The 15,341-nt window shown below is 65.8% G+C and carries 13 protein-coding genes; 4 read left to right on the plus strand and 9 right to left on the minus strand.

The genetic code is table 11. The features are described from left to right. Positions 1-48: 48 nt before the first annotated feature. On the minus strand, positions 49-1,644 hold the full coding sequence (locus tag EL337_RS13565; protein WP_048633733.1) for an acyl-CoA synthetase: 1,596 nt from the start codon (positions 1,642-1,644) through the stop codon (positions 49-51). A gap of 118 nt (positions 1,645-1,762) precedes the next feature. Here EL337_RS13565 and EL337_RS13570 point away from each other — a divergent pair, with 118 nt between their 5' ends. Continuing rightward, complete coding sequence (locus tag EL337_RS13570; RefSeq protein ID WP_048633734.1) at positions 1,763-3,682, plus strand: flavin-containing monooxygenase; 1,920 nt, start codon at positions 1,763-1,765, stop codon at positions 3,680-3,682. After that, positions 3,679-4,566, plus strand: coding sequence for an SDR family NAD(P)-dependent oxidoreductase (locus EL337_RS13575; protein ID WP_048633735.1), 888 nt, complete (start codon positions 3,679-3,681; stop codon positions 4,564-4,566). Before EL337_RS13570 ends, EL337_RS13575 begins: the two co-directional genes overlap by 4 nt. Here the strand turns inward: EL337_RS13575 and EL337_RS13580 are convergent. Both EL337_RS13580 and EL337_RS13585 read right to left on the minus strand, forming a co-directional pair. Further along, positions 4,563-5,207: a Dabb family protein gene (locus EL337_RS13580; RefSeq protein WP_048633736.1), complete on the minus strand. Its 645-nt coding sequence runs from the start codon at positions 5,205-5,207 to the stop codon at positions 4,563-4,565. The two genes, EL337_RS13575 and EL337_RS13580, sit on opposite strands and share 4 nt — an antisense overlap. After that, positions 5,200-5,547, minus strand: a complete 348-nt coding sequence (locus tag EL337_RS13585) for a hypothetical protein (RefSeq protein WP_048633737.1) — start codon at positions 5,545-5,547, stop codon at positions 5,200-5,202. The genes EL337_RS13580 and EL337_RS13585 overlap by 8 nt, the downstream gene beginning before the upstream one ends. 100 nt (positions 5,548-5,647) lie before the next feature. Between EL337_RS13585 and EL337_RS13590 the strand changes: the two genes are divergently transcribed. Then, positions 5,648-6,883: an NADH:flavin oxidoreductase gene (locus EL337_RS13590; RefSeq protein ID WP_048633738.1), complete on the plus strand. Its 1,236-nt coding sequence runs from the start codon at positions 5,648-5,650 to the stop codon at positions 6,881-6,883. Here the strand turns inward: EL337_RS13590 and EL337_RS13595 are convergent. The 6 genes from EL337_RS13595 to EL337_RS13620 all read right to left on the minus strand — a co-directional run bounded on the left by EL337_RS13595 (position 6,873) and on the right by EL337_RS13620 (position 13,601). Next, positions 6,873-7,820, minus strand: a complete 948-nt coding sequence (locus EL337_RS13595) for a LipP1 family hormone-sensitive lipase (protein ID WP_048633739.1) — start codon at positions 7,818-7,820, stop codon at positions 6,873-6,875. The genes EL337_RS13590 and EL337_RS13595 overlap by 11 nt on opposite strands. Then, entirely contained in the window at positions 7,817-8,698 is an 882-nt protein-coding gene (locus tag EL337_RS13600; RefSeq protein WP_048633740.1) for an IclR family transcriptional regulator, read from the minus strand. Before EL337_RS13600 ends, EL337_RS13595 begins: the two co-directional genes overlap by 4 nt. Positions 8,699-8,867: 169 nt before the next feature. Further along, the gene (locus tag EL337_RS13605) at positions 8,868-10,328 is read right to left on the minus strand and encodes an FAD-dependent oxidoreductase (RefSeq protein WP_048633741.1); all 1,461 of its coding nucleotides are present in this window, start codon (positions 10,326-10,328) and stop codon (positions 8,868-8,870) included. Continuing rightward, entirely contained in the window at positions 10,325-11,233 is a 909-nt protein-coding gene (gene bphC / locus EL337_RS13610) for a biphenyl-2,3-diol 1,2-dioxygenase (protein ID WP_048633742.1), read from the minus strand. Before bphC ends, EL337_RS13605 begins: the two co-directional genes overlap by 4 nt. 13 nt (positions 11,234-11,246) lie before the next feature. Then, positions 11,247-12,428 (minus strand): acyl-CoA dehydrogenase family protein, encoded by a 1,182-nt coding sequence (locus tag EL337_RS13615; RefSeq protein WP_048633743.1) that lies wholly within the window; start codon positions 12,426-12,428, stop codon positions 11,247-11,249. Positions 12,429-12,539: 111 nt separating this feature from the next. Then, a complete protein-coding gene (locus tag EL337_RS13620) occupies positions 12,540-13,601 on the minus strand; it encodes a ferredoxin--NADP reductase (RefSeq protein ID WP_048633800.1) in 1,062 nt (353 codons plus the stop codon). A gap of 128 nt (positions 13,602-13,729) precedes the next feature. Between EL337_RS13620 and EL337_RS13625 the strand changes: the two genes are divergently transcribed. Continuing rightward, positions 13,730-15,340 (plus strand): flavin-containing monooxygenase, encoded by a 1,611-nt coding sequence (locus EL337_RS13625; RefSeq protein ID WP_048633744.1) that lies wholly within the window; start codon positions 13,730-13,732, stop codon positions 15,338-15,340. Position 15,341: the final 1 nt, after the last annotated feature.

The following is a 15,341-nucleotide window of genomic DNA, read 5'->3' on the forward strand; positions in this document are numbered from 1 at the left end:
CGCGGTTCGCGCTTCCCGCCCAGCGGTCACTCGCGGCTGCGCGCTCGATCACAGGTGGGGGGCGCCCGCCGCGTCCGCACGATGGCTGAACCGGTCCCGCAGGATTCGCTTCAGCAGCTTGCCGCTCGGATTCTTCGGAAGTGACTCGACGAAGAACACCTCCTTGGGTGTCTTGAAGCCGGCCAGGTGCGTGCGGCAGTGACTGACGAGCTCGTCCTCGGTGATCTGCGCCCCGTCACGAGCCACCACCGCGGCCACGACGGCTTCGACCCACACCGGGTGGGGCAGACCGAACACCGCCACCTCCTCGACGCCGGAGTGCCGATAGATGACCTCTTCGACCTCGCGGCTGGCGACATTCTCGCCACCGGTCTTGATCATGTCCTTCTTGCGGTCTACCACGTGCAGCAATCCATGCTCGTCGTAGTAGCCCAAGTCCCCGGAGTGGAACCATCCGCCGCGGAACGACTCGGCGGTCTTGGCGTCGTCGTCGAGATAGCCGAGCATCAGATGTGGGCTGCGATGGGCGATCTCACCGACGACACCGGCGGCGACAGCGGCGTTGTCGTCGTCGAGGATGGCGGTCTCGACGTTGATCACCGGTCGTCCCGCGGCACCCGCGTGGTCATCCTGCTCATCGGGGCCCAGCGCCGACGCCAGCGGAGCCATCTCCGTCTGTCCGTAGAAGTTCCACAGTCGCAGATTGGGAAGTCGCTCCCGCATCTCGGCGAGGATCTCGACCGGCATGGCCGAGGCTCCGTAATAGCCTTTGCGCAGACTCGACAGGTCCACCTGATCGAACACCGGTGATCGCAACAGTGAGATCCACACCGTCGGAGGCGCGAAATAGTTCGTCACACCGTATTTCTCGATGTTGCGTAGCACCAGTTCCGGCTCCGGTCGCGGCAGGATGACGCTGGTCGCGCCGAGGTAGACGTCGGTGATCAGGAAGTTGTCGAGTTGAGCGCAGTGGTACAGCGGCAGCGAATGGATCTCGACATCGGTGGCCTCCATAGCGCCCGCGATGATCGAGCTGATGTAGTTGCCCATCAGGCTTCGGGTGGAGTGCTTGGCGCCCTTGGGATTCGATTCGGTTCCGCTGGTGTACATCAATCGGATCAGCTGGTCGTCGTCGATGCGCGGATTCGGGGCCGCCGAGGTGGTCGACAACCACTGGTTGAAGTCCGCCCAGCCCTCAGGGGGCGTGTGGCCCGGCGGGACCAGCGCGACGGTCGTCGCCACCTGTCCGCCGCGTCGCATCGCGTCCTCGGCGATCGGCACCAGGTCGGCTTCGACGACAAAACCCCTCACCTGACTGTGGCCGAGGATGAAAGAGATCTCCGCGGCAGTGAGCATGAAGTTGATGGGGACGAAGACAACCCCGGCGCGGGCAGTGGCGAAGGCCAGGACCGCGTACTCCCAGCAATTGTGCGCCAACGCCGCGAGCCGGTCGCCGACACTGAAACCGTTGTCGGCCAGCGCCGCTGCAGCGCGGTCGACACGGCGGTCGAACTCGGCGAAAGTCAGATGTACATCGCCGTCGATGATCGCGATCTTGTCGGGCTGTCTGCGCGCCGAGCGCCGCGGAATGTCGCCGAGTGCGTGGCTTCTCGCCGCGGCGAGGACGGCATTCAGATCTTCCATGATCGGACTGTATGTGCGAACCCGCCGGCCCCATCGACTCGCGTCCCGCTGAGTAGAAAGGGGTCCGCCGGATACCTCACGGCGATCCCATACTCGACAGCGGAACCAAGGAGGCTCGATGACGATCGCTGTGACGGTGGGGGCTGACGAGAAATCGGTGGACCCCGATGAGCTGCGGGCCAACCTGCGTCAGGCCGACGCCGGTGTCCTGGTGGCGGTGCTGGCTCAGCTGACCGGCGACCCGGCCGTCCTCGATCGATTCGCGTCCAAGATCTCCCACACTCCCGATCCGCCGGAGCACGTGGGCAGTACCGATCCGGAAACCCTGGAGGCGTTGATCGACGCGGTGATGGCGGCGATGAGCGCGCCACGCTCCACTGATTCGATCCCCGCCGACGACCCGGGTCTGTTCGCCCGCATCGCCCCGCTGGCGTTGGGTTCGGAGGTGGGCGACGAATACGTCGGACTGCTACTGGAGCAGGGGGGATTTCATCCGCCCCAGCCGGTGGTGCCGCGGACCGCCAGGCTCCCGCACGGCTTCAAGGTGGTGATCATCGGCGCTGGGATCGCCGGCATGGCCGTCGCGCTCGAATGCGCCTCCGCTGGGATCGACTACGAGATCATCGACCGCAACGACGAGGTCGGCGGTACCTGGTACACGACGCTCTATCCGGGCATCGGCGTCGACACCCCGTCGGCCTACTACTCCCTGTCGCGCGACATCAACGGCGATTGGTCGAGCTACTATCCACAGGGCGCTGAGTACCAGCGCTATCTGCAGTCCGTCGCCGACAAGAACGCGTTACGGGACCACGCCCGTTTCCGCACCGAGGTCGAGGCTCTGCGGTGGGACGACGGTCGCAAAATGTGGGAGGTACGCGCCGTCGGGGCCGACGGCACCCGCGACGTCTCCTACGCCAATGTCGTGGTCCCCGCGGCGGGCTACCTCAACCGGCCCCGCTGGCCCGATCTGCCCGGAAGGGAGACGTTCGGCGGAGTGAGTGTTCATTCCGCCGAATGGGATCCCGAACTCTCCCTGCGTGGAAAGAAAGTCGCGATCATCGGCGCCGGATGCACCGCGGTGCAGATCGTCGACTCCTCGGTGGACGAGGTGGAGCACCTCACGGTGTTTCAACGGCAACCGCACTGGGTGGCGCCACGGAAACGGCTCAACGACGACGTACCTGTACACCGCCGGTGGCTCAACGCACACGTGCCGTTCTACGCGAACTGGAACCGCGTGAAGTCCTTCTGGGGAGCGGGGGATAACAATTACCCGGTCATCCTGCGGGATCCGCAGTGGGCAGCCGAGCACCTGTCGATCTCGCCGGCGAACGACGCGCTGTTGCAGATGTGCCTTGAGTACATCGACCGCGTCTTCGGGGCCGGTACCGAACTGGCCGAGAAGGTCACCCCGGATTTCGCACCCTATGGCAAGCGCATCATCAGGGACCCGGGCGGCTACTACACCGCACTGGCGCGAGACCACGTCGATGTCGAGGCCGACGAACCTGCCGCCGTCAACGAACGCGGCATCCTCACCAAGGACGGACGCCAGATCGATCTCGACGTCATCATCTACGCCACCGGTTATCACCTCGACTTCCTCTCGACGGTCGACATCGAGGGCAGGGATGGTGTCAAGCTCGATCAGGTGTGGGGGGACAGCCCGAGCGCCTACCGCGGTGGGCTGGTTCCCGGCTTCCCCAACCTGTTCATCTCCTCGGCCCCCAACTACAGCCCCGGCCACGGCGGCGGTCACAACTTCGGCGTCGAGGTGATGGTGCACTACGTGATGGAGTGCCTGCAGTTGATGGCCGAGCGTGACGCGGCGACGTTGGAGGTCAGGCCCAACGCGTTCGACGCGTACGTGCGACAGATCGACGACGCGATGCAACAGACCGTGTGGTGCCATACGCCCACCGCACACACCTATTACCGTTCCGGTGGCCGCATCGTGACGGCCTTTCCGTTCCGATTGATCGACGTCTGGCAGAGCCACCGTGCACCCAGGGAAGAGGATCTGGAACTCCAGTGAACGGATTGCTGACCGGTAAAACGGCGCTGGTCACCGGAAGCAGTCGCGGCATCGGACGCGCGGTGGCACAGCGGCTCGCCGCCGAAGGGGCCACGGTGGCGGTCACCGCCAGGTCCACTCGGGCGTCGGTGTCCACGCGCGCGGGCGAGAACGTCGAACTGCCGGGCACCATCGGCGAGACGGTCGAGCTGATCGAGAAGGCCGGTGGCACGGCATTCGGCATCGCGTGCGATCTGGAGAATGCCGAGCAACGCGCAGGCCTGGTCGATCAGGTTGTGGAGCGGACCGGGCGCCTCGACGTCCTGGTCAACAATGCCGGATACGCCGACTACTCAGTCGTCGAAGACATGCCGCTGGCGACCTTCGACCGCACTGTCGAACACTACGTGCGGACGCCGTTCGTGTTGACCCAGAGCGCCGTTCCGCACATGCGCCGTCAGGGAGCGGGCTGGATCGTCAACCTCGGTTCGGTGACCGGGTTGCCGCCGGCCCGGCCTTACCGTGAGTACAACAAGACCTCCGGAGACGTCATCTACGCGTCGATGAAGGCCGCGCTGCATCGGTTCACTCAGGGCGTCGCAGCCGAACTACTGGAGTCCAACATCGCCGTCAACGTGGTGGGACCGTCCAGCGCAGTGCGGACTCCGGGGGCGGCGAGCCTGATTCCGGACAGTTTCCCGACCGAGCCCGTGGAATACCTCGCCGAGACGGTGCTCGCGATGTGCCATCTGCCCGCCGACCAGCGGACCGGCCTGGTGGCGTTCAGCCTGCACTACCCGTGGGCGCAGAAGCTGACCGTGCACAGCCTGGACGGCACGACGACGTTGCCGCCGTTGGAGCCGCCGGCGGGCGCCAACCCCAACATCCTCCCGCTGGGTGTCTAGGCGCGCCAACCTGCGCGTAACGCATGGTGGTCGTCCAGGCAGAAGCTATGGCAGACACGTTCGCGCACAATGACGTTGGGGCACTCGGGGTCGAACCACCGATCGACGACAGCCCAGTGAATCGGGTGCATGAGGTAGGCGCCCATGATGCCGTCGGCATCGCTGAACTCCTGCTCGAAGATGTGGGTCCACCTCGACGTACCGAAGGTGCGGTCGGGCCGGCTCAATTGCCAGGCGCTGATCGTAGAGACGTAGCCCGGCAGCCGCTTCAGGTCGGCTTCGAAGTGCGACAGGACATCAGGTCCGGTGTCGGGCGCGACGCACAACAGCAGGGTGCGGTAGACCAGGCCCTCGGGACGATCGGCAATGACAACGGGGGAGCCGTGGTAGTCGGCCCCGCTGATGCGGGTGATCGCCGGGTCGGCGAGTGCCGCGTCGACGTCGGCGGCGACCGCCCTCCAGTCGGCGGCGTCCTGAAAACGCAGATGCAGCAGAAGATCTCCTCCGTTTCGGCTGCCGTCCAGGGTCGGGGCGACAACGTGCCGGAGGGCGCCGCTGTGCCGCGCCAATCGTTGAAGATCGGACTGCAGGCGTTCGCGTGCGGTCTCTGGCGCGTCGATGAGCCGGATGATGTTAAACATCGCAGAGCATGTCGACATCGTCGTATGCGGCGGCCGCGCTGCGGTCCCGTTCGACGATGAGCTCGTTGATGGTGTCCCACCATATCGCCAGCTGGGGGTCTGGCCGACCCTTCCATGTCATCTCCCACCACGCGCGCGCACTCTCAAGCGACCAGATGATGGTGACGGTGTTGGGTTCGGAGTCATACCAGATCGGTGGTGAGACAAGAACATTGCACAGCGTCATGCCGCGGTTGCGGGCGCCCGGTGCATATTCCGCCAGGTAGACGTCGATGAACTCACGGGCGCGGCCCGGTCTGGTGACCACCCGATCGACGACGAATATCTCACCGCTTCCCATGGATGTGAGGTTAGGTACCGGCCGTCCGCGTGGGGTCGGCGATCCCGACTACCGGGAGACCAGTGTTGACGGGCACCGACCTGGCGTCGACGGTGTGGGGATGACCGACCTGAGCCCAGATCCCTTCGCCCCGGTTCAGCTGGGACCCGTGCGGCTCCGCAACAGGATCGTCAAAGCGGCCACCTCGGAGGGCCGCTCGCCGGATGGCCGGGTCACCGATGATCTCATCGACTTCCATCGCACCTTCGCCGAGGGCGGCGTGGGGATGACCACCGTCGCCTATTGTTGCGTGTCACCTCAGGGTGCCAGTGCGCCGGGGCAGATCGTGATGGACACCGACGCCCTGCCCGGTCTGCGTAAGCTCACCGACGCAGTGCACGGTGCGGGCGCGGCGGTCTCGGCGCAGCTGGGCCACGCCGGGGTCGTCGCACCGAAGAAGCTCACCGGCGTTACCGCCATGGCCCCCAGCCGGTTCGTCAACCCGACGTCGTTCGCGTACTGCCGCGAAATCCGCCGCGACGAGATCGCCGTTGTCATCGAGCAGTTCGGTGCCGCGGCTGATATCGCCGTGGAATCCGGATTCGACTCCGTAGAACTGCATTTCGGGCATCTCTATCTGCCGAGTTCGTTTCTCAGCCCCGTGATCAACCGGCGCAAGGACGAGTACGGCGGTGACATCGACAACCGGTCGCGGCTGGTACGCGAGATCGCGCGGCGAGTCCGGGAGGTCGTCGGGGACCGCATCGCGGTGATCGCAAAACTGGACATGGACGACGGTCTGCCGGGCAGCATCTGGATCGACGAAGCGCTGCGCACCGTCGCGCTGCTGGACGCGGATGCCACGCTCGACGCCATCGAGCTGACGCAGGGCTCGTCGGTGTACCGCCCGATGTACCTGTTCCGTGGCGATGTGCCCGTGCGTGAGTTCACCAAGGTGATGCCGCCGATGATGCGACCCGGAGTGCGGCTGCTGGGCAAGCGGGTGATGGGCAGCTATCCCTACGAGGATCTCTACATGCTGCCCGCGGCTCGCCAGTTCGTACCGATCATGAAGAACACCAAGTTGATTCTGCTCGGCGGGATCACCAACCGCGAGCACGTCGAGACCGGTATGCGAGAGGGCTTCGAGCTGGTCGCGATGGGACGGGCCTTGCTCCGCGAACCGGACCTGGTGACCAAGATGATGACCGATGCCGGCGTTCGCAGCCGTTGCACCCACAACAACAAGTGCATGGTCACCGTATTCGGGCGCACCCACTGTGTGTTGGACCCGGAGCAGCGCTACGGGGCGGCGGAACCGCTCGATACGCCACGGTTACGCGCGGTCACTTCGTGACGGGCCTACCGACGAGTTCGGCCACGTCGGCACTGACCTGTGCGCGCGCCCGTTGGCAGATATCGAAGGCGGGCATCGTCATGAAGCCGTGCACTCCGCCCTCGAAGTACCGGCACGTCGTCGGGACCCCCGCGGCCTCAAGCGCTTCGGTGTAGGCCAGACCCTCGTCGCGCAGGGGGTCGTGACCCGCCACGACGGTGATCGCCGCAGGCAACCCCGACAGGTCTTCGGCCGACAGCGGTGCGGCATAGGGGTGGATCCGGTCGGCAAGTGAGGGCACGTACTGGTCCCAGTACCACTGCAGAGCCGGCAGCGGGTTGTAGAAGCCCGCGCCGAAGAGTCGGTAGGACTCGGTGTCGAAGTCTGCAGCGATGACGGGGTAGAGCAACATCTGACCGCCCAAGGTCGGACCGTTGCGATCGCGAGCCATCAGCGCGGTGACCGCCGCCAGATTGCCTCCGGCGCTGTCCCCGCCCACGAGCAGGGCGGACGGATTCCCGCCGAGCCGGTCGATGTGTTCGGCGGCCCACCGGGTGACGGCGTACATGTCCTCGGCGGCCGCCGGCCATTGCCCCTCCTCGGACGCGCGGCGGTAATGGACCGAAACCACCACGGCCGGAATGGCGTTGGCGAAGGCGCGACACAATCCGTCGTGGCTGTCCAGATCGCAGAACACCCAGCCGCCGCCGTGGGCGTACACCAACGTGGGAAGCGCGACATCGGAGGCGGCAGCCGGCCGGTAGATGCGCACCGTCACCATACCTGCGGGTCCGGGCACCGTGCGTTCCTCGACCGAGGCGACCGCCTCGGGTTCGGCCGGAGGCACGAATCGCGACCGAATGGCCGCACGGGCCTGCTCGCCGGTCATCGTGTGAACCGGCGGAAACCCGGAGTCGAGTGTCTCGATGATGCCGGCGATCTGCGGATCGAGGCTCATGCCGGCTGCAGGTTGGGCTTGGGCCCGGCGGGCAGCGAGGCAGGTCCACCCCGCAGCGGGCGCATCTGCTGCAGGGTCGGCGCCACGCGCAGCGGCCCTCCTTCGACGGCCCGCCAGATGCGCAGCGCCGCCATCCGGACCGGCGCCACCAATCGCTGATCGAACATCATCTGGCTCATCGGGCCGCACACCGAGATGGCCGCGACCGCCTCGCCGGGATCACCGATCGGAGCGGCCACGCACCCGAAGCCCGGTACCGATTCCTCGCGGTCGAACGCAATGCCATGTGAGCGAACCTTCAGCATTTCGGCGCGGAGTTGGGCAGGTGTGGAGAGCGAGTACTTCGTCCTCCGGGGCATCGGATCGGTGTCGTAGTTACCGATGTCGTGCTCGTCGGCGAACGCCAGCATCGCCTTGCCCACCGCGGCGCAGTGCGCCGGTTGGCGACCGCCCACCCGAGTGGGAATCGCGGTGGTCATCCGATTCCCGACCTTTTCCAGATAGACCACGTCGCAACCGTCCAGCAGCGCCAGATGGACGACCAGGCCGGTGGCGGCATGCAGTTCGTGCAGCATCGGAATCGCAGCCTTGTGCAGGCGGTCTTGATGGACGGCCAGCGATCCGAGTTCGACGAGTCGCATCCCCAGTTCGTAGTCGCGTCCGCTGCGCCGAAGCCAGCGCAGTTGAACCAGCCGCTCGAGCATCCGGTGCGCAGAGGACCTCGGAAGCCCGGTCCTGCGCACGATCTGGGCGAGAGTGAGCCGGCCAGGCCCGTCGAACGCGTCGAGCACCAGCGACACCCTGTCGATCACGGCGCTGGGGGTTTCGGCAGCGGATTTACCGGCGGTGGCTGCCGGGTTGTCGATGGTCACGGTCATCGGGATCCTCCGGAAAACTGATACTCCTAATAGGCATATACCTATTGGTCATATAGAACTACCACATCGCTGTGGCTGCTGTCACATAGATGCGCGCTTTGTCAGGGTGTGTCGAAATGCCAAATCCGGGTGCGCGCCTGGCGCACCCGGATTCGGTGTTCGGGGGCCCTCAGCCCCTGGCTGCGCTCCGACCCGCACGGCGCCCGTAGAAGCTGCCGTCGCCGAGTGAGATCCCGCTGGCATACCCCCAGGCCGCGACCCCGGCGGCCGAGCGTCCTGCCGCGAACAAGCCGGGAATGGGGTCACCGCTGACATGAAGCACTTCGGCGTCCAGAGTCGTCGCCAAGCCGCCGAGCGTGAAGCCGCCGGTGCTCTCCCGGAGGTCGATCGCGCCGACCGGAGAACCGATCGGCCGCAGCCACCGCGCCTTCTTGTGCAGCAGCGGATCCTCGCCACGGGCGGCACCGTCGTTGTAGGCCGCGACGGTGGCCTGCAGGGCGCCCGGGGCGAGGCCGATCTCGGATTCCAGATCCTCGACGGTGTCGGCCACCCAGGTCGGTGGCCGCATCATGAGTTGCGGTGACATCGACGCCATGGCCTCGTCCTGAGCGTCACCGTCGATGATCAGATAGGCAGTGTTGTCCTGGTGATACAGAGTCAGCTGCCCTATCCGACCCGGATAGGTGTCCTCGGCGACATACCGTTGTCCGCGACCGTTGACCAGGATGCCGCGCACCAGTTGCTGTGGGTCGGCGAAGATGGCGACCTCGGTGGCGTCCATATGTGCCAGATCCGCGCCCAGCGCCTGCGCCATCCGGATGGCCCGGCCGTCATGCTGTTCGATCGATGCCGCAGGGCGACCGGCGATTCGCGGTGCGTACTGCGCCACCATGGCCTCGTTGTAGGCGAAGCTGCCTGTCGTCAACACGACGCCGCGTCGGGCCCGGATGGCGATGTCGTCTGCGTACCTTCGGGCCACCAGGCCTACCACTCGACCGTCGGAAGCGACCACGAGGCGTTGAGCGCGGACGTCGTAGAGAGCGCGCGCACCCGAAGCCGTTGCGGTGTCGACCAGTGGCTTCATCAGCATGAAGCCGGCGCTGGATTCGCCCTGCTTCTTGTTCGACATCCGGGGGACGTGCCCGCGGGGTGCGGGCGTGGCAATGGTGTTGAACGGGAACGAATTCTCTCCACCGGAGTACATCAGGCCCTGGTCACCCATCGGCTCCCAGCCGGGTTCTCCGAAGAATTCGGCCTTGAATGGGACCCCGCAACCGACGAGCCAGTCGAAGTGCGCAACGCTGCCCGCGCAATAGTCGTCGATGCGCTTCGCGTCGGCGCCCGGTCCCATGGCCACGTTGAGGAAAGCGGCCATGTTGTCGACCGAATCCGTGAATCCGCAGGCGGTCTGCAGGGAGGTGCCGCCGCCGAGGTAGATGAAACCACCTGCCATGGACGCCGCGCCGCCCCACGAGCCCGTCCGTTCCACGACGAGTACATCTGCCCCCGACCGCGCGGCTTCCACTGCTGCCGCGGCGCCTGCCACGCCGTACCCGGCGATCACCACGTCGGCCTCGTGGTCCCACTGCGTGATGTCGGATTCCGCAACGGGGACGATGTCGGCGGTCATGGCCGCATCGCCGCGGGAAGATCGTCGACCCACTGGTGACCCCAGTAGCTGTCGGCGGTGATCTCTTCTGCGGTGTAATAGGTTTCGTCGACGCGCATGCCCTCGGTGCCGAACTCGATGTCCCAGTCGCCGGGAGCGCGCACGTAGAACGACACCATCTTGTCGTTGGTGTGCCGCCCCAGCGTCGAGGACAACTGGAAACCGTCCCTGTTGACCCGGTCGAGTGCCTGGCCGACCGCGTCGAGAGCGTCGACCTCCACCATCAGGTGGATCACCCCGGGGTCCCGCAGCGTCGCGGCCGGGCACAGCGCGAGGCTGTGGTGTCGCTGGTTGACACCGAGGAAGCGTACCCGGACCGGACCGAACTCCGGTGGCACCGGAACGCGGAACGCGCCGCGGGACCTGAATCCGAGCACGTCGGTGTAGAAGGCGAACATTCCGGGCACATCGAGCGCCGGCAGTACCACGTGTCCAAGGCCCTGTTCGCCGGTCACGAACTTCGCGCCGAACGGCGTGACGACCGGGCTGTGATCGAGGACCGGACCGTGAAAGATCTCCAGAGAGGTGCCCGCGGGGTCCTCGAACGCGATCACTTCCTCGACCCGGCGACTGTCGGCTTCGGCCAACGACAATTCCTTGTAGGGCGTGCCTGCCTCGTCCAGTCTGCGTGTGACCTGATCCAGGTCGGCACGGTCACGCACCTCCCAGCCGACCGTGACGATCTTGTCGGTGGACCCAGGGGACACGATGATGCGCGCGGCCCGCTCGTCCAAACGCAGATACAGCGACTCGGGGTCGGGTCCGCTGCCGGTGGCGAAACCCAGGACGTCGAAAGCGAATCGGCGCCAGCGGGGAATGTCGGTGGTCTGCACCGTCACATAGCCCAGGCTCTTGATCAGACTCATCGGACGACTACCCCTAGATCATCGCTCGCAGGGGACCCTGCGGATCTACCCCGAGTGAACTCAGTGCCGACGCATGGAACACCGTGCCGGGGACGTGGATGGCATGCGCCTGGCCCACATGGACGTCGCGCCAATACCGTTGCAGGGGCTTGTCCATCCGCGTTCCGTTGCCACCGCACCGGGCGAAGATCTCGTCGACTGCCGCCACCGCGCGCCACACCGCGCGGACCTGGGTGCGACGCCCCGCGGCACGGTCCTCGAACGACACCTCCTTGCCGACGTCGACCATGTCGTAGATCCGATCGACGTTGGCGAGGATCTCCTGGCGCGCGGCGTTGATGTCGGCGGCGGCCTCACCGATGGCGTACATCACGTAGGGGTCGTCCTTGATCGCGACGCCGCTGGAGTTCACACGCTGTCGCTGGTAGTCGAGCGCAGCGGCGAGGGCACCCTCGGCGATGCCGATCGTGGCCGAGGAGATACCCAGCGGGAACATCGTCGACCACGGCATCAGGTAGAGGGTCTCGGTCATGCCGGCCTCGCGCTGTGCAGTGCCGTCCATGACCTTCATCGCGTCCATGGTCCGGTAGTTCGGTACGAAAGCGTTCTTGACGATCACGTCCTTGGACCCGGTGCCGCGCAGGCCGACGACGTCCCACGAGTCCTCGACGATCTCGTAATCCTTGCGCGGCAGGATCATGTGCAACATCTGCGGTGGCATCACGGGTGTGCCGTCGGCGTCGCCGAGCATCGCGCCCAGGAAGATCCAGTCGCAGTGGTCGGTGCCCGAGCTGAACTGCCAGCGGCCGTTGAAGAGGTATCCGCCGTCAACGGGTGTGGCGACGCCCTGAGGGGCGTAGGGCGACGCGACCCAGGTGTCGACGTCGTCGGCCCAGATCTCCGCGCCCACGCGAGGTTCGGCGTAGGCCAACTGGTACGGATGTACACCGACCACGCCGTTGATCCATCCGGCCGCGGGATCCAAGGCGGCGGTTGCCATCACGGTCTCGGCGAACTCGCGGGGGTGAACTTCCAAGCCGCCGTGCTCCTTCGGCTGCAGGAGGCGGATGTTGCCGATCTGCTTCATGGTCTTGACCGTGTCATCGGTCAGTTTGCCGATCTTCTCGGCCTCCACGGCCTGCTCGCGCATCTGCTCGGCGAACTCGGCGAGGCTGTCCATCACCCGTTGTGTCATGGCTACGATGGTGGCCGCGCGGGAGCAGTGCCCGCTCGTCCCGTCCCAGTGAGCGGAAGTGATTCAGCGGAACTTCCCGGTGTGCTTGCAGCGGAGCACAACAGGCGAATATCAGAACTCGATCTTCACCGTGCTCGAGAGCGGGCACGCCTGGCACGCCAGGAACAGGCCGTCCGCGATGTCCTGTTCCTCGAGGATCGCCGTGTTGCCCAGGTCGATCTGACCATCCGTGACGGTCGCGGCGCAGGACCCGCAGCTACCCTCCCGGCACGAGTAGGGCACCTCGATGCCGGCCGCCATCATGGTGTCGACGAGGTTGCGTCCCGCGGGCCAGCGCAGATGATGGATCTCGCCGTCGAGGAGGATCTCGGCATCGGCTGCCTGACCGTCATCCGGGATGACGTCGACGGTCACCTCCGCGAACGGGTCACCATCGAGTGACTGGAACACCTCCGAGTGGATGTGTTCGCGAGGGACACCGACCTCGGAAAGAGCATCTTTGACGATCGTCATGAACGCTGCCGGTCCGCAGATGAAGCAGTGGTAGCCGGCGTACGGAAGGGCGAAGTTGCCCAACTGCGCACGGCTGGGCAGACCCTGGATCGACTCCAGCCAGTGCAGCACAGTGAGCCTGCCCGCGTAGCGGGCCGCGAGTTCGCGGAGCTCGGCGGAGAAGATCACCGACGCCTCGTCGCGGTTCGCGTAACACAGGACCACGCGGCCGGTCCCCGCGGCGAGCACAGATTTCAGGATCGACATCACCGGCGTGATGCCACTACCTGCGGCCCACAGCAGAAAGTCCGCGTCCAGATCCTGCGGTGTGAAGGCTCCCGACGGCGGCAGGGAATCGATCGTGTCGCCGATGGAGATGTTGTCGCACAGCCAGTTCGACCCGAACCCACCAGAGGTGCGCTTGACGGTGACCTTCGGCGCATCGTCGGTGTGCGGTGAGCTCGCCAGCGAATAGCAGCGCGCCACCGAACCGGTTCGCTCGCTGGGGATCCGCAAAGTCAGGAACTGGCCGGGCCGGTAGCCGAACCTCTGCGCGTGTTCGCCCGGCACGGCGAACACCAAGGACTTGGCATCAAGACTCTCCTCGATCACGTCGGTGACGGTCAGCGGTACTGCGCGGTCCGAGGCCGGGGGGCGGCTGCCGGATTCGACGTCGCTCATGGGCAGCATTCTGGTCACCGCTGTCACTGCTGGGGGGTGGTGCTACCGGTGGACGGGACACAATTCCGTTGACCGTTGACCGGGAAGACCCACCGGCAGGCGAGCGCGGACGTCCTAGCGTTCACGACGTGAGTGCCACTCAAAACCATGTCGAAGTCGTGGTGGTCGGTGCAGGTTTCGGCGGTCTGTACGCCCTGCACAAATTCCGGGAGCAGCGACGATCGGTCCGGGTCTTCGAGGCGGCACCGGAAGTCGGGGGGACGTGGTACTTCAACAGGTACCCCGGCGCTCGGTGTGACGTGGAGAGTCTCGACTACTGCTATTCCTTCTCCGACGAGCTCCAGCAGGAGTGGACGTGGACGGAGAAGTACGCCACCCAGGGCGAGATCCTGGAGTACATCACGTGGGTCGCCGACAAACTGGACCTACGCTCCGGCATCACGTTCAACACGCGGGTGGTCTCGGCGGTGTTCGACGAAGACACGCTGCTGTGGTCGGTCACCACCGACGGCGGTGAGGTGGTCACGGCGCGGTTCGTGGTGATGGCCACCGGTCCGCTGTCCTCGCCGCTGAAGCCGAACATCAACGGGCTGGACGCCTTCGATGGCTCGGTGTATCACACCGCGAACTGGCCCCATGAGGGTGTCGACTTCACCGGCAAGCGTGTCGGTGTTATCGGTACGGGGTCCTCGGGCATTCAATCGATACCCGTCATCGCCGAGCAGGCGTCCCAGCTGTACGTCTTCCAGCGCACCCCGAACTACAGTGTCCCCGCGGGTAACCGCGCTCTCAGCGAAAACGAGATCGCCCACGCCAAAGCCACCTACGACGAGCGGCGCCGGATGTCGTGGCGTAGCGGCGGCGGCTCGCCACATGTGGCACATCCCAAACGCACGATGGAGGCCACCCCGGAGGAGCGGCGGGATGCCTTCGAAAAGCGCTGGGAACTGGGGGGCGTGCTCTTCTCGAAGACCTTCACCGATCAGATGATCGACCTCGACGCCAACGAGGAAGCCCGCAAGTTCTACGAGGACAAGGTGCGGGCGGTGATCGACGACCCCGCCGTTGCGGAACTGCTGATCCCCGATGATCATCCGATCGGTACGAAGCGGATCTGCACGGACACCAACTACTTCCAGACCTTCAACCGTCCCAACGTGAAGCTGATCAGTGTGCGCAAGACTCCGATCACCTCGATCGACGCCACCGGGATCAACACCACCGACACCCACGTCGACCTGGACGCGATCGTGCTGGCCACCGGATTTGACGCCATGACGGGAACCCTGGCCAAGATCGACATCGTCGGCAGGGGCGGCCGGAGGCTGGTCGACGATTGGTCCGCTGGTCCGCGCACCTACCTCGGACTCGGGGTCGACGGGTTTCCCAATCTGTTCCTGGTGTCCGGACCGGGCGCCCCCGCTGTGCTGGCGAACATGGTGCTTCACGCCGAGGCGCACATCAACTGGATCGCCGACGCGCTCGACTACCTCGACGAACACCAGCTGGTCGCGATGGAAGCCACGGTGGACGCAGTCGACAACTGGGTGGCCGAGTGCAATCAGCGAGCCGAGGCGACCCTGTTCCCGCGGGCCAATTCTTGGTATATGGGCGCGAATGTGCCGGGGAAGCCGAGGGTGTTCATGCTCTTCATCGGCGGATTCGGCGCGTACCTCGACATTTGCGCAGAGGTGGCGAACGCCGGCTACAAGGGTTTCAGCCTGTTCAAGGGCTCGTAGT

This window comes from Mycolicibacterium aurum (genome assembly GCF_900637195.1).
In the GTDB taxonomy this organism is placed as follows: Bacteria; Actinomycetota; Actinomycetes; order Mycobacteriales; family Mycobacteriaceae; genus Mycobacterium; species Mycobacterium aurum.

What these genes read in the sequence shown, in the direction of transcription:
- EL337_RS13590 (WP_048633738.1), top strand. Translation starts at nt 5,648, where the DNA reads ATGACCGACCTGAGCCCAGATCCCTTCGCCCCGGTTCAGCTGGGACCC.
- EL337_RS13565 (WP_048633733.1), bottom strand. Translation starts at nt 1,644, where the DNA reads ATGGAAGATCTGAATGCCGTCCTCGCCGCGGCGAGAAGCCACGCACTC.
- bphC (WP_048633742.1), bottom strand. Translation starts at nt 11,233, where the DNA reads ATGAGTCTGATCAAGAGCCTGGGCTATGTGACGGTGCAGACCACCGAC.
- EL337_RS13600 (WP_048633740.1), bottom strand. Translation starts at nt 8,698, where the DNA reads ATGACCGTGACCATCGACAACCCGGCAGCCACCGCCGGTAAATCCGCT.
- EL337_RS13605 (WP_048633741.1), bottom strand. Translation starts at nt 10,328, where the DNA reads ATGACCGCCGACATCGTCCCCGTTGCGGAATCCGACATCACGCAGTGG.
- EL337_RS13580 (WP_048633736.1), bottom strand. Translation starts at nt 5,207, where the DNA reads ATGTTTAACATCATCCGGCTCATCGACGCGCCAGAGACCGCACGCGAA.
- EL337_RS13595 (WP_048633739.1), bottom strand. Translation starts at nt 7,820, where the DNA reads ATGAGCCTCGATCCGCAGATCGCCGGCATCATCGAGACACTCGACTCC.
- EL337_RS13570 (WP_048633734.1), top strand. Translation starts at nt 1,763, where the DNA reads ATGACGATCGCTGTGACGGTGGGGGCTGACGAGAAATCGGTGGACCCC.
- EL337_RS13615 (WP_048633743.1), bottom strand. Translation starts at nt 12,428, where the DNA reads ATGACACAACGGGTGATGGACAGCCTCGCCGAGTTCGCCGAGCAGATG.
- EL337_RS13620 (WP_048633800.1), bottom strand. Translation starts at nt 13,601, where the DNA reads ATGAGCGACGTCGAATCCGGCAGCCGCCCCCCGGCCTCGGACCGCGCA.
- EL337_RS13585 (WP_048633737.1), bottom strand. Translation starts at nt 5,547, where the DNA reads ATGGGAAGCGGTGAGATATTCGTCGTCGATCGGGTGGTCACCAGACCG.